The sequence below is a fragment of the Nostoc parmelioides FACHB-3921 genome (assembly GCF_014696625.1).
GTDB classification, from domain to species: domain Bacteria; phylum Cyanobacteriota; class Cyanobacteriia; order Cyanobacteriales; family Nostocaceae; genus Trichormus; species Trichormus parmelioides.
Window position 1 is genome coordinate 1 of record NZ_JACJQL010000054.1, and the last position, 12,801, is coordinate 12,801.

General features: G+C 41.8%; 16 protein-coding genes. 6 read left to right on the forward strand and 10 right to left on the reverse strand.

Annotated features, from left to right (window positions below; translation table 11 throughout):
* Positions 1-132: 132 nt before the first annotated feature.
* Both cruG and cruF read right to left on the reverse strand, forming a co-directional pair.
* On the reverse strand, positions 133-1,323 hold the full coding sequence (gene cruG, locus H6G14_RS25005) for a 2'-O-glycosyltransferase CruG (protein WP_190570634.1): 1,191 nt from the start codon (positions 1,321-1,323) through the stop codon (positions 133-135).
* A 265-nt stretch (positions 1,324-1,588) separates the two neighbouring features.
* The gene (gene cruF, locus H6G14_RS25010) at positions 1,589-2,497 is read right to left on the reverse strand and encodes a gamma-carotene 1'-hydroxylase CruF (protein WP_190570636.1); all 909 of its coding nucleotides are present in this window, start codon (positions 2,495-2,497) and stop codon (positions 1,589-1,591) included.
* A gap of 504 nt (positions 2,498-3,001) precedes the next feature.
* Here cruF and H6G14_RS25015 point away from each other — a divergent pair.
* A complete protein-coding gene (locus H6G14_RS25015) occupies positions 3,002-3,451 on the forward strand; it encodes a hypothetical protein (protein WP_190570638.1) in 450 nt (149 codons plus the stop codon).
* Positions 3,452-3,527: 76 nt separating this feature from the next.
* Here H6G14_RS25015 and rpmA read toward each other — a convergent pair whose 3' ends face one another.
* Both rpmA and rplU read right to left on the reverse strand, forming a co-directional pair.
* Positions 3,528-3,809: a 50S ribosomal protein L27 gene (gene rpmA / locus H6G14_RS25020; RefSeq protein ID WP_190570640.1), complete on the reverse strand. Its 282-nt coding sequence runs from the start codon at positions 3,807-3,809 to the stop codon at positions 3,528-3,530.
* A gap of 27 nt (positions 3,810-3,836) precedes the next feature.
* Complete coding sequence (gene rplU, locus H6G14_RS25025) at positions 3,837-4,229, reverse strand: 50S ribosomal protein L21 (protein ID WP_190570642.1); 393 nt, start codon at positions 4,227-4,229, stop codon at positions 3,837-3,839.
* Between the two features lie 434 nt (positions 4,230-4,663).
* Here rplU and vapB point away from each other — a divergent pair, with 434 nt between their 5' ends.
* The 3 genes from vapB to H6G14_RS25040 are packed head-to-tail and all read left to right on the forward strand — an operon-like array spanning position 4,664 to position 6,446.
* Positions 4,664-4,909, forward strand: coding sequence for a type II toxin-antitoxin system VapB family antitoxin (vapB, locus tag H6G14_RS25030; RefSeq protein WP_190570644.1), 246 nt, complete (start codon positions 4,664-4,666; stop codon positions 4,907-4,909).
* Positions 4,906-5,292 carry a type II toxin-antitoxin system VapC family toxin gene (locus H6G14_RS25035; protein ID WP_190570646.1) on the forward strand — a complete coding sequence of 129 codons (387 nt, stop codon included), beginning with the start codon at positions 4,906-4,908 and terminating at the stop codon, positions 5,290-5,292. The genes vapB and H6G14_RS25035 overlap by 4 nt, the downstream gene beginning before the upstream one ends.
* Before the next feature lie 53 nt (positions 5,293-5,345).
* Positions 5,346-6,446 carry a nucleotidyltransferase domain-containing protein gene (locus H6G14_RS25040; protein ID WP_190570649.1) on the forward strand — a complete coding sequence of 367 codons (1,101 nt, stop codon included), beginning with the start codon at positions 5,346-5,348 and terminating at the stop codon, positions 6,444-6,446.
* Positions 6,447-6,549: 103 nt separating this feature from the next.
* Here H6G14_RS25040 and H6G14_RS25045 read toward each other — a convergent pair whose 3' ends face one another.
* Together H6G14_RS25045 and bchI are read right to left on the reverse strand one after the other, a co-directional pair.
* Entirely contained in the window at positions 6,550-6,846 is a 297-nt protein-coding gene (locus tag H6G14_RS25045; RefSeq protein WP_010994328.1) for a hypothetical protein, read from the reverse strand.
* 94 nt (positions 6,847-6,940) lie between these two features.
* On the reverse strand, positions 6,941-8,065 hold the full coding sequence (gene bchI, locus H6G14_RS25050; RefSeq protein WP_190570651.1) for a magnesium chelatase ATPase subunit I: 1,125 nt from the start codon (positions 8,063-8,065) through the stop codon (positions 6,941-6,943).
* A 436-nt stretch (positions 8,066-8,501) separates the two neighbouring features.
* On the opposite strand from bchI, the gene H6G14_RS25055 reads away from it, so the two are divergent.
* Together H6G14_RS25055 and H6G14_RS33695 are read left to right on the forward strand one after the other, a co-directional pair.
* Positions 8,502-8,762 carry a UPF0175 family protein gene (locus H6G14_RS25055; protein ID WP_190570653.1) on the forward strand — a complete coding sequence of 87 codons (261 nt, stop codon included), beginning with the start codon at positions 8,502-8,504 and terminating at the stop codon, positions 8,760-8,762.
* A gap of 108 nt (positions 8,763-8,870) precedes the next feature.
* The gene (locus tag H6G14_RS33695; RefSeq protein ID WP_242053539.1) at positions 8,871-8,966 is read left to right on the forward strand and encodes a DUF3368 domain-containing protein; all 96 of its coding nucleotides are present in this window, start codon (positions 8,871-8,873) and stop codon (positions 8,964-8,966) included.
* Between the two features lie 202 nt (positions 8,967-9,168).
* Here H6G14_RS33695 and H6G14_RS25065 read toward each other — a convergent pair whose 3' ends face one another.
* The 4 genes from H6G14_RS25065 to H6G14_RS25080 form a co-directional block, all read right to left on the reverse strand.
* Complete coding sequence (locus H6G14_RS25065) at positions 9,169-10,359, reverse strand: FtsW/RodA/SpoVE family cell cycle protein (RefSeq protein ID WP_190570655.1); 1,191 nt, start codon at positions 10,357-10,359, stop codon at positions 9,169-9,171.
* A gap of 57 nt (positions 10,360-10,416) precedes the next feature.
* Positions 10,417-11,427: a glycosyltransferase gene (locus H6G14_RS25070; protein WP_242053543.1), complete on the reverse strand. Its 1,011-nt coding sequence runs from the start codon at positions 11,425-11,427 to the stop codon at positions 10,417-10,419.
* Positions 11,428-11,510: 83 nt separating this feature from the next.
* Positions 11,511-12,128 carry an FHA domain-containing protein gene (locus tag H6G14_RS25075; protein WP_190570657.1) on the reverse strand — a complete coding sequence of 206 codons (618 nt, stop codon included), beginning with the start codon at positions 12,126-12,128 and terminating at the stop codon, positions 11,511-11,513.
* Between the two features lie 3 nt (positions 12,129-12,131).
* Positions 12,132-12,800, reverse strand: coding sequence for a hypothetical protein (locus tag H6G14_RS25080; RefSeq protein ID WP_190570658.1), 669 nt, complete (start codon positions 12,798-12,800; stop codon positions 12,132-12,134).
* Position 12,801 lies beyond the last annotated feature (1 nt).

Here is a 12,801-nt window from a genome sequence, read left to right on the forward strand (position 1 = left end):
TGCAAAGGAACTTATTCACTTTAGTTTTGCGTGATTACATTGTAGAAAATCTTACCCATACTTGTGTTGCTTAGTACACATGAATGAAATTTTTTGTCAATGCGTAAGTCCTAGCTCTCTCCTCAGCACTTACTACTCCTTGCTATAAGTTCTACCTCTCCATTCCCTGGGAGTGCGAAAAGCAGATAAGAAGATTCGCAGAACGGCTAAAGCATCGGCTAAGGGTGATAACCAAAACAGCCAGCCAGCTTTAGCGTTTTGACGGTCGTAGGAAGGAGCGATCGCCAATAGCATAGCAAAGCGAATCACCAGTAAAAATACATTCAGTCCCAATAACAACTTCGCAGGCAACAGTAGTTGCCAGGAACCAATCAGCAAGTAACCAGTTACAATCAATAAAGGTAAACCTTGTACTGCCGATAGTAACCATAAATCTCCCCAAATTTGAGCGCGGGGAGAGGCATCTTTTAAATCAAGGCTGCGTCCCCATTCCTTCCAAGTTTCTAATGCCCCTTCATACATTCTCACTTTCAATACCTTAGCCCCATCTAAAAAGCCCACCTTAAACCCTTGGGCTGCAATATGACGCGCTAGGGTAACATCGTCACAAAAAGAGCTACTGGCGCTACTGTAGCCACCCACAGCAGCTAATACAGAGCGACGGCATAAAAAGCATTGTCCGTTAGCCATTACCCTTTCTGGTTGGTCTGTGGTAATGCCTGCGGGGTCAAATCGGTAAAGAAGAGTCATCAACAAGGCGGGTTGCAACAAGCACTCACCCGGATACTGAAGAATAAACTGGGGTGATAGGGATACTAAGTCGTATTCCTGGGACTGGGCTATTTTCACTAAACTAGCAACTAAACCAGGATGGGGCTGAGTATCAGCATCCATGCCCAAGAACCACTGACTATCTTCCGAACTATACAAAAAGCCGTTATGCAATGCCCAAGGTCTTCCTACCCAATTAGAGGGCAAAGGATCATCATTGATGAGGCGAAAGCGGGGGTCTTGCTGCTGTGCAGCTTTTACTAAGTCGGGAGTGCCATCTTGGGATTTACTGTCTACAACAATTACTTCCCGAACTTCGTAACTCTGGCGACTCAAACCAGCTAACAAAGGACTGATACGTAGGGCTTCATTCAGTGTGGGAACAACAACGCTCACATTGCCCAAAAGTTCTGGCGTTGGTTGTTGGGGTTGAATTGGAGGTAACCGTCTTGGCCCTTTAAATAAACGAGACAGCAGAATTGCTGTTGCTGGCACTTGGATCATTAGTAACAGAAGCGCCAAGGCGCTTGCTGCTGTCAAAGCGTTATCCACGATAAAAATACTTTGCAACTGGAATCGCTACTATAAACAAAATTGTTTCTAATTTTGAATTAGGTATTCAGGAGTGCTGAGTGCTGAGTAATGAGTCCTGAGAGCGGTAGCGAGGCAATCTGCTATTACTGAGTGCAGAACGATAATTTATATTACCTTCTCCCTGCTTTTTCTCAGTCCCCAGTCCCCAGTCCCCCCTTCGGGGTTCGTCAGTCGCTTATGGGGGAAACCCCCAAGACCGCGCTGACTCACCAGTCCCCAGTCCCTAATTCACAACCTTAATGCTGGTGGCTATGGAGACTTCTTTTGTAGATGCTTCTACACTGATCTGATCTGATGCAGATGAGCCTTTCCACCATAAAGCTAAGGCTGGGGCTACACCTAGTACTAAACCTAACAATACAGGGATAGAGAAGCCTGCTGCCAAGCTCATAACGGTAGCAAAACCAAAGTTACCTAAATAAACTATTAAAGGTACATTAAGCTGCGATCGCTCAAATTTGATCGGATTATTTCTCCACAACACAGCAGCCACAGTCATGAATACTGCACCTGTACCCAACCAACCAGCAAAGTTTTGATAAGGCATTCCAAAGAAGGGGCCTGGTTGTTGCCAATACCAGAAAGGTAAGGAAGTTTGGCTCATAGCAGGGTCAAGCACAAAATCCCATGAGGTGAGTAGTAATGAACCCAAGCTAATAGCACCGATATGGCGTAACAAGGTGGGTTTTTTATCTACTTCTAAACCAGCACGACCCAACAGGTATGAGGAACATCCTACGTAAAACCATGACAAGGGAATTGTGAACGGTACTAAACCAGCAATTTTATAGCCCAAGCCACTTAAATAACTATAGTGACCAAAAGGAAAGCCTGTGCTGGTTCCTAACAGTTCACTGGTTAAGGATATTAGTACAGCAGGTAGCATAAAACCCAAAGTACGACCTAACCCTAATGTTCGCAGGGCATATAAAAATACGGCCGCTGCACCCAAAATCATGTAAACTACACCACCACCAGCCATACTCCACTGCATGGCTGTCTGTCCAAACTCAGATAGATGGAACAGCACCTCGGCATTAGGTACAACTAGTAGTATCCCTACTAGTCCAAAAAACATCGAGACGATATGACCAATAAGGCATATCCGCTCTGCAATAACAATTTGTTTCATGGTCATTCCTTGAACACGATGTGATACTTCGCTACTCGGCTGCTAATAGTTTACAAATGTTTACTAAAATATTTAACTAGTTTTTACCGTAATCTCCGCAAAAGTTGTTTAAACCTTTGTCAGAGACTGACAACCTATTGATTGCACCTAGAAAAAATAGGATGATAAACTAATAGTCTAAGCGATCGCAGTCAAAATCCATCCAAGCAAATTAGGTTTTTTGCTGGTTTCTAAGTACGGTGTGCTTCTTGTCGTATTTTTAAATCAGATAACCATAACAAAACTGGCCTAGACAGGAAACCAACCCTCGAATCCTGGATAAACCTCACCATAGGAATCCGATTTGATATTGAACAAACCTGAGTATCTGTAGGGTGGGCAATTGTCCAACACCACTTGCCATAAACGGGGTAACCAGTCCAACGCAGTGGCTCCCCTATACGTATGATTCACAAATCAGATATTAGTCCAAATAGATTGCTCTGCTAATAGCTATAGCCACCCATGTCAATCTTGAATAAACTTCCTTGGACAGCCCTAACGCTACTACTGTTGAGCTACAGCACTTTGGGTTGGGTATTGTCCGAAATGAAAGCCCCTTTGGCTGTCTGGGTTATTCTTCTGTTAGCAATATTTTTTTTGGTAGGAAGCATTACTGCCCCTTATCCGAAAATAGCTGATTACTCTAGTGTGTTACTTGCTTCGAGTATTAGGAGTTTTTTTGTTGCTGTAGCCGGAGCATTCCTATTTTTTATAATGATAGCTTGGTTTCGAGTGTTTCTTGATACACTGCTTGTCATTTCCGCCGCTCTCTTAACAAGAATCGACTTCCAATCAGATGGGTTTACAGAATGGCAAGCTTTTATAGCTACATTGATTGTTTCAATTACTGGGGTAGGATTAGGAGCATTTATCAATACGCTGTTAACCCAAAAGATGATATTGGGTTTGTAGTCAGAACTCCAGACCTAATTTAAGAACCAAAGTATGGAATACAAGCAAGGTGAGCGGTAATGCCCACCTTGATAATTTAGCCTGCGACTGCTTCTGCTGCGGCAGCTGCTGGGTAAACGCTAACTTTCTTGCGGGATTTGCCTTTGCGTTCAAAGGTAACTACACCATCAACCAAGGCAAACAAAGTATCATCTTTACCGATGCCAACATTGTTACCAGCGTGAAACTTGGTTCCACGTTGACGCACGAGAATGTTACCAGCGATGACAGATTGTCCGCCAAAGCGCTTTACACCCAGACGCTGGGCGTTAGAATCACGGCCGTTGCGTGTACTTCCTGTTCCTTTCTTATGAGCCATAATTTCCTTTTTATTGCTTCTTTACTATTATTCAGCAGCAGTTTCTGTATCTGGGGTAGCGTCAGCAGTTTCCCCAGTTGCAGTAGGTGCTGTTAAAACTGTGCCGTTAAGAGTGATGGAATCTATTAAAAGTCTGGTGATTTCCTGGCGATGCCCCCGTTTTTTGCGGGTTTTCTTTTTCGGCTTCATTTTATAAACCAGGACTTTGCGACCTCTAAGATGCCGCAACACCGTTCCTTGCACTGTTGCCCCAGCTACCAACGGTTGTCCAATGGTGACTTCACCGTCGTTCTGCACTAGTAATACAGATTCTATTGTCACTTTTTCATCTGGTTCGGCAGAGAGGAGTTCAATATCGTAAAAACGACCTGGCTCAACTCGCACTTGCTTGCCACCAGTCTCAATAATCGCGTAAGCCATGAAATTGTCCTTGAGGTTGCCGTACAGGTAGCTAGTTTTGATTTACTAGCTTTTGTAGTATGTCTACCTGATCCGAGCAGGTAATTAGACAGACAATCTAATATTTTATGTTATTGGACAGCATCAGGTCAATCTTTTATCTATAGTTTTTGAGGGTATACCTGGAAAATTTCCAAATAAAGAACTTATCAATTAATTTTGGCGAATTTTGCGAAATCTCAAAAGTGCTTGATGTAGTAAACAGTGACACAGAACAGCACCAACAAGTCTGAGCAAAGGATCTCCTGGCTCAGATTTTCCCTTTTTTATGAGGGAGTGGGAAGTTATGTAAATGCTCGATACCAGTTATTTTCTGAGTGACGAATTGGCGTAAACCAATAGCACAGCCAATAACAGTAACATTAAAGTAAGACACTCAATTAGGAGAAGGTGAGATGACTTCCCAAGTTGTAGATACTACCTCAGATTTAATTGCCAAGTTAGAAACCCTACCACCAGAAAAGTTACAGCAGGTGCTAGATTTTGTCGAATTTTTAGCACAGAAATACACTCAAACCCCAGAATCTGAACAAACGCCTCAAAAACGGGTATTAGGTTTAAATCAAGGAGAAATATGGATGAGTGATGATTTTAATGAGCCTTTACCGGATGAATTTTGGTTGGGTGAAGGTGAAGTATGAGATTACTTTTAGATACCCATGTACTTATTTGGTCAACAGGAAATCCAGAAAAACTATCTGAAAGAGTTAAAAACTTACTGCTAGATAATAACAACTCTTGGATAGTTAGTGTTGCTAGCGTTTGGGAGTTACAAATTAAATATCAAATTGGCAAGTTAAATTTAAGCTCATCGCTGCCAAATTTGATAGAAACTCAACAGCGAGTGAATAATCTACAAATTTTACCTATTGAATTATCTCATATCTATGCTTTGGACAGTTTACCAAACCATCACCGCGACCCTTTTGATAGAATTGTCATCGCTCAAGCAATATCTGAAAAAATTCCTTTGTTAAGTACAGATACAGTTTTTGATGCCTATCCAGTGGAAAAGATATGGTAGAAAAACTGGCTCAAATAATTGGGTATAAAGAGCCTATATTTTAATTTATAGATATGAAAAGAATAGACGTTGAAAAAAGAACTATTTTAATTGGTTTGGCTGGTAGCCACGGGTATGGATTAAATCGTCCTGATTCTGATTTAGATTTTAGGGGGGTGTTTATTGCACCTAAAAGATATTATTTGGGATTTGACCACATAGAACAAAAGGATGCAGGCTGGGATGAGCCGGGAATATTTCCTTTGCTTGATGGAAATAAAGACACGGTTATATATGAATTAAGGAAAATACTCCAGTTGTTATCAGGAGCTAATCCCAATGTTTTGGAGTTGTTATGGTTAAATGAATATCCTGTGTTAACGGGTGTCGGACAACATTTAATCAATCATCGGAAATTATTTTTAAGTAAAAAGGTTAAACATACTTACTCTGGGTATGCTTTTGCTCAAATTAAAAAGATGGAGACTCATCGTAAGTGGTTGTTAAATCCACCAGAGAAGAAACCATTACCGTCTGATTTTGGCATAGAAGATGAAGCGCCACTCATTAAGGATGATTTGAATGCTTTTTTGGAGTATCTTTATACTTTGATTAGAGGTAGGATTGAGTTTTTAGAAGAAGCAGAACAATTATATAAGTTATTGACGGCTGATATTGATTTTAAAGGAGTGCTAAAACAGTATACTTTACCTGATGAAAGTTTAGAATATACGCAAAATTTAACTAATAGCCGTAAAGATTTTATTCGTTTGTTACAAAAAAGCCAAAATTACCAAATAGCTTTGAGGGAATGGAAAGCTTATTTAAGTTGGCAAGAAAATCGTAACCCGGCTAGGGCAGAGATGGAAAGGAAGTCTGGTTTTGATCTCAAGCATGGGATGCACTGCATTCGCTTGTTACGCAGTGGGTTGGAAATATTAAAGACTGGAGAAATAACTGTAGATAGGAGAGTTGCGGGTGATGTTGAGGATTTAAAAGCTATCCTCCAGGGTGAGTATTCTTATCAGCAAGTGATGGAAATGGCTGATGATTTGGTTGCTCAAATGGATGCTGCTTATGAACAATCAACTATACCCCATAGGCCTGATTTAGAAGCAATTAATAATTTGTGTATGGAGTTAGTGGAAATGCAAGGGTGGGGAGAGAGTAATTAGAGACGCGATTAATCGCGTCTGTACAATTGTCAGATGTCATTACTCATTACTCATTAGTAATAGCTTTTGACCGTTGACCGTTGACTATTGACCATTGACTAAATTAAAGAGTTTTGAGTAAGTCAGCAAAACCATACAGACTGATGAAGAGTAGGAGTAGGGCTGTGAGTTGGGTGACTTTGTTTTCGGGTGAGGGGGCGATCGCTTCTCGTACTAAGATGGAAATGGATGCACCAACTACGAAGCTTAAGCCCAATACTAAATAAGGTTTGTCTGGTAAAATCACGGCAATGGCTAACATGGCGATCGCTAGCATCAGCATGACTAACTCTACAAATCGGGGTGGGTTGTATTGGCTAGCTAAAATAAAGCTGTTTAACCAAAAGTTCCAATGTCTCATCAGTGCTGAGTTGCCAAGTACCGAGTGAATGCTGAGTACTGAATTTAAATTTATCAGTGAACAGTTGTTAATTATTACTGTTCACTGATGGTGATTACCGGACACCTGTCTTAATTTGACCTGTACCGTTTTTTTGTGAAGATTCTTCTTCTAGTATTTCTACCCCAAAGATACGGGCAAACACTTTCTCTACTTTGTAGCCAGAATCAATTGACTCTAGGGGGTCTTTCCGGAGGCGGTGACGCAGACATAATGTAATTACACGACGGATATCGTCAACTGTAACTTCGGTGCGTCCCTCATAAGCTGTGAGAGCTTTGGCGGCGCGGTTGGTCACGATGTCACCGCGTAAACCGTCTACATCTAGTTCTGAACAAACTTCCGAAATTTTTACCCGCAGGTCATAATCTAGTTTTACTTCTGGCAAGAGCTTTTGGGCTTCGACAATTTTCTCTTGTAGTGCTTTTTGCTCAGAGTTGTACTTTTCTAGGAATGTTGGCGGATTTTGGTCAAATTCTGACCTTTGTTCCACGATTTGCACCCGTAAAGCTGGTTCTTTAACGGTGTGGATTTCGGCGTGCATTCCAAAGCGGTCAAGCAATTGGGGTCGGAGTTCGCCTTCTTCTGGGTTTCCTGAACCGACGAGTACAAAACGGGCTGGGTGGCGGATGGAAATACCTTCCCGTTCTACGGTGTTCCAGCCACTTGCGGCTGAGTCGAGGAGTACGTCTACTAGGTGGTCATCCAGGAGGTTGACTTCATCGACGTAGAGAATACCTCTGTTGGCTTTAGCGAGGAGTCCTGGTTCAAAAGCTTTGACACCTTCAGATAAAGCTTTTTCGATGTCGATGGTGCCGCACACTCGGTCTTCTGTAGCGCCTAAGGGCAGGTCTACCATTTGGACTTTTTTAAATTCTATGGGAATTTCTGCCCCTGCGCCTGATTTTTGCCGGACTTCATCGCTCATCAAGTCGGGGTCGCTGGGGTCACTGTTGAAGGGGTCATTGGCAACCACAGGGATTTCTGGCAATAGGTCAGCCAGGGCCCGGATAGTTGTGGATTTACCTGTGCCGCGATCGCCCATAATCATTACACCACCGATTTTGGGATCAATCACGTTCAACAGCAGCGCCAGTTTCATCTCTTCCTGGCCCACAATTGCCGTAAATGGGAATACCACGCGACGCGCGCTTGCCGTGGTTTGAGCAGTTGGAGTCACTAAATTACCTTAACAATATTTTTCTTATTACAGTTCTTTATTGTGCCACAGTTGGGGGTTCAGGGAAGATTAAATCAATTCGCAATACCGCAAACCGTAGGCTAACGCCAACGCAATTCGCCACCTTTCTCTTTTGAGATGGGTTTCTAGCCTGTCCTGTGCTGTCTTTCCCACACAACAAGTGAATTTTAATCTAACATTTTAGTCTAGATAGTCGCTACAATATCAGGCGATCGCTCTAGGGTGTTAACTTTGTAACATTAATTGCACAAAAAATTTAACTTCATAAACTGCTTGAGTACGTTTGAAAGTGTGATCACTCTGAACTTGTAGAGTGCATTACTTCGTTAACGCACCGAACTAATCATTGAAGTGCTACGACGAATATTGATTCGGTATGAACAGTGAGTCTTTCCAATAAACTAGTGATAAGCCTATGTCATTGCAACTGAAAATAGACTACCCGGAAACACTTCCTGATGCCTTACAAAAGTCACGAGAACAGTTTGAACAAGAAGCTAAATGGGCAATGGCGGTAAAACTCTTTGAAATGAAACGTCTATCTTCAGGTATGGCAGCTGAATTAGTAGGTACTGATAGAGTTTCTTTTCTACTCAATTTACATCATTATGGTGTAGCGATGATTGATTTAACAGAAGATGAACTGCTGACTGATTTAGAGAATGCCGAAAACTGAGAAAATAGTGATTAATACTGCTCCCTTAATCAGTATAGTAGCGGCAGTTGGGGATTTAGAGGTATTGCGATCGCTGTATGAGCCAAGCAGGAAGGATTTCCTATTTTTATGCAGCAAGCCATTGAACGGATGAAAAACAAAGGTATCCGGCTTAGTGATACAGTCATCAACTTTGCACTTCAACAAGCAGGAGAGACGAGTTAATCACTAAATGTCATGATGGCGATCGCCTTGTTGATTATCATAGAAAATGCGATCGCTACACATGGTAAATGGTTTTGAGGAACAGGCGAAGAAAGCTAAGGAATGTTTCAAATAAACCTATTATTTATTGCTAACTCGCAAAGGAGTTAGTTTTTAATTTAGAACAGTGAACAGTTATCAAGAGAGTGATGACTATTCACTGTTAAAACATCCGCCGACGTTGACGCTTCTTCTCCATTTGCGGTCTTCGTATTGGTACTACCTCGGCTTCGCTACTTTCTCTGGCGACGCGAATTAGTAAGCCTGCACCAATTAAGCTGGCAATCATGGAGTTACCACCATAACTAAACATGGGTAAGGGTAAGCCTGTTGTGGGTAAGGCTCCTGTAGCTACACCAATATGTAACAATGATTGCCCGACCATGATTATGGTGATACCCATTGCTACCAAGCGATGAACGGGATTTTTTGCTTTCAGTGCAACTACTAGACCCAGAGTAGCAAATAGAGCTAAGAGTGTTAACAGAACTATGCTACCGACAAAGCCAAATTCTTCTGCGAATACGGCAAAAATAAAATCGGTATCCTGAATGGGTAAATAGAATAGCTTTTGTTGTGACATCCCAAATCCAGCACCCCAGGTTTTACCAGAACCTATGGCTAAGAGACTTTGTACTAACTGATAGCCGTCGCCTGTCGCGTCTGCCCAAGGGTTAAGAAATGACATTACCCGTCTGCGCTGATACTCTTTGATGCTAATACTGAGTAAGGCTAATAAGAATCCACCAATTGCTGTTCCCGCTAAATATTTGTAGGGTAAGCCAGCAGCTAGGGCAATTAGCCAGATAGTCATACCGCAGAGTGCGGCTGTACTTAAGTTAGGCTGGGCGAGGATGCCTAAAATTACTAACCCGAAAATACCTAGCCAGGTGAGTCTGACTCGCCAACTCAATCTTTCCCACTGTCCAAATAATCTGGCACTTTGCAGTACTAAAAAGGGTTTAATTAGTTCTGACGGTTGGATGGGGATGGGGCCGATAGCTATCCAACGGGCTGCATCAAAAGCTTTTTTACCTAATCCAGGGACAAGGGTAACGAAAATTAATAGTAAGAATAATCCTAGTAGCCAATGGGAGATACCCAGAATTTTCTGTAAGGGTCGATTGACAATGATGTTAAATCCAATAAGTGAGGCTAAAACCCAAAGGATTTGCCGCTTAAAGTAATACAACCCATCACCTTGACGGACATCAGCCACTACGTATGATGCTGAAAAGAGTATGGTTAAGCCAAAAAATAACCAGAGAAATGTTAGCCAGCGCAGCAACCGCGCTTCTAATGCCCAGGTGGAGACGGAATCATCAAAAAATGGAATTAGGCTGCGTAGCTTCACGATTCATTACAGGTAAAAGGTGAGGGATTATATCAAGTGCGGAATAACACTTATAACTTATAACTCATAATTCATGATGTGATGCACTGCGGCAATTGCACCATTGGTATATGTTGGTGCAGGGGACGGCTTTCCTAGTTCTAATTGCTGTAGGATTAGTTTCACTGTAATAATGGCATCTTCGATATTCTGCACCCAGTAACCTCTGCTAGCTCTTTTTTGTTGGCGATCGTATAATCGCGGTAAGGCTAACGCTACCAACGGTACACCTACGGCAGCACATTCGTAAACCGTGTTATATCCCGCACCGCCGATGACTATATCAGCCGCAGCTAGACACTCAATCCCAGGATGATGGGATATCCACAAATTTTCCAGGCAATTATGGGGGCAATGAGGAGCTAAAATTCTGACTGCACATTGGGGAAAATTATGATACAGATGCAGTGTAATTTCCCCAAATAAAGATAGTTCTGATGCTTGTCCGGCGGCACAAACTAGGATAGTTTTATCTGATGGATTCGTTTTGAGGATATGCGATCGCACTATCATTTTATCTGGTAATTCTTCTGGGTTACGAATTAACCAAGGTGCTGTGTGCATTACTCCTGGTAAATCAGAAAAGGCTAAATCTGTGCCATCGCCTGGTATTATTAGCCCATGAAAATTTTCTAAAACAAACGATCGCAATCCTTTGGTAGCTACATAATGAGGATTGATATCTCGATGAATGAGAATCCGGGGGGTGTGCAAATGGGGTAGGATGTCGGCTAGTTCTCCACCCAAGCCTCTGGGAAATGTATCGATAATTAAGCAGTCAAGGTGAGTATTGAGGATAATTTCCCGTATTTGTAGACAAGTTGCAGAAAAGCTTACACTATCGGGAATCCAATGTAGTGTGCAGCCTTCATGATTGATTTGTTGTGCATAGGGACTGTTTGTAATAATTTTGACGTTTCTTTGCTTTGCAGCAATTCTTCCCAAAGACAAAGCACGAGTCAAATGTCCCCAACCGCCACCCAAGGCGTAAATTAGCCAAGTTTTAGTCAATTGTTGGTTTGTTGTCAATGTAGGACTTACGCACTTAGGTTGTCTGTTGAGACTGGGTATAAGGGGGTAAGGGTATAGGGTTGTAAGGGTTTTAAAAGTTTCTAACTTGCGCCCATATTGGTTTCGTAATCGGTATCATATTCGTTTTCTAAACTCATTGCGTCGGCTTCGGTAAAGTCTACGTTACCTGTTTCTGAGTCGTATTCGTAGCGATCGCGGTTATAGTAATAGCTACTACCCCAAGAGCCAGAATGGTAATTACCATAGCCGGAATAGTAGGCGTAGTCTTCTTCGTAGGTTGGGTGACAGTGGGGACAGCCTGTGGTGTCTGTGCGTCCACAACGACGCTTAAAGAGAAATCCTATCATGCGATCGCATTCCCCAGGTGTTGTGACTGGAGTAAATTTGATGGTGATTTCACAAGTGCCGATTTTGATGCGATCGCCATTATTTAGACTACCATTAGTTAGTTCTGTGCCGTTGATTTGGATGCCATTATCTGTATTTTGGTCAATAATTATCAGCTCTTGATTTTGCCAATCAATTAAGGCGTGGTAATCTGCTATGAGGTCATCTTCAATGGTAATTCTGGAAACTCTTTGACCATTATTTTCTGATGGCATTGCTGCAAATTGTCGCCCAATCGCCACTGGGGTTTCTAATGTTGGTTCCCTGTGTTCCCCTGTGTTAGGAACTATCCAACTTAGTTGAATTTGCAAGGTTTACTGTCCTCCTGTGGAATTAACTGCATAAGCTAAAGCCGCTTGTTGTTCACGGGTAAGTACGTCAAACCCAAAGCAAGCGAAGGCAATGGGAGAGATATTTGATTTTGTGGAGAAAACAGTTTTATCTGTGGGATTTCTTAAGGATATCTTTCCTTCTTTAATTCTCACTTGATAGACTAATTTTGTATCTGCACTAGCAATTTCTAAACCTTTGGCATTTGTCTTAATCTGGTAAATTTCTTTTGTCGTACCATCTGTTAAATGATAATTACCATTACCTTGTAGGCTAAGAATATATAAAACTTGTTTGCTATCTGAATTTTCTAACTGCCAATTACCCTTAGATGTAACTACATAACCTAAAACTTTATCTTGAGGATTTTTCAGTTTTAACTTATTAGCTTTATCTACTTTAATCCTGGCTATTTCTTGATTTTTACCATCAACTAACTTTGCTCCATCTGCTTGCTGCTTGAGTGCAAATAAGTCTGAACCACCTTCTGTTTTAAATTTAATTTTATCGGTACTTTCAACATTGGCGGCTACAGGCGTTACGGCTGGGTTGTTGGGAGTTACTACAGAGTTAGGTGATTGATTACTATTACAACTAACAATTAATGTCAGTAATAAGCCTGATAATAAAAACTTGATAACCTGTTTTTTCATG

Coding starts and splice junctions, on each gene's coding strand:
- cruF (WP_190570636.1), bottom strand. CDS start 2,497: ATGAAACAAATTGTTATTGCAGAGCGGATATGCCTTATTGGTCATATC.
- H6G14_RS25015 (WP_190570638.1), top strand. CDS start 3,002: ATGTCAATCTTGAATAAACTTCCTTGGACAGCCCTAACGCTACTACTG.
- rpmA (WP_190570640.1), bottom strand. CDS start 3,809: ATGGCTCATAAGAAAGGAACAGGAAGTACACGCAACGGCCGTGATTCT.
- rplU (WP_190570642.1), bottom strand. CDS start 4,229: ATGGCTTACGCGATTATTGAGACTGGTGGCAAGCAAGTGCGAGTTGAG.
- vapB (WP_190570644.1), top strand. CDS start 4,664: ATGACTTCCCAAGTTGTAGATACTACCTCAGATTTAATTGCCAAGTTA.
- H6G14_RS25035 (WP_190570646.1), top strand. CDS start 4,906: ATGAGATTACTTTTAGATACCCATGTACTTATTTGGTCAACAGGAAAT.
- H6G14_RS25040 (WP_190570649.1), top strand. CDS start 5,346: ATGAAAAGAATAGACGTTGAAAAAAGAACTATTTTAATTGGTTTGGCT.
- H6G14_RS25045 (WP_010994328.1), bottom strand. CDS start 6,846: ATGAGACATTGGAACTTTTGGTTAAACAGCTTTATTTTAGCTAGCCAA.
- H6G14_RS25055 (WP_190570653.1), top strand. CDS start 8,502: ATGTCATTGCAACTGAAAATAGACTACCCGGAAACACTTCCTGATGCC.
- H6G14_RS33695 (WP_242053539.1), top strand. CDS start 8,871: ATGCAGCAAGCCATTGAACGGATGAAAAACAAAGGTATCCGGCTTAGT.
- H6G14_RS25080 (WP_190570658.1), bottom strand. CDS start 12,800: ATGAAAAAACAGGTTATCAAGTTTTTATTATCAGGCTTATTACTGACA.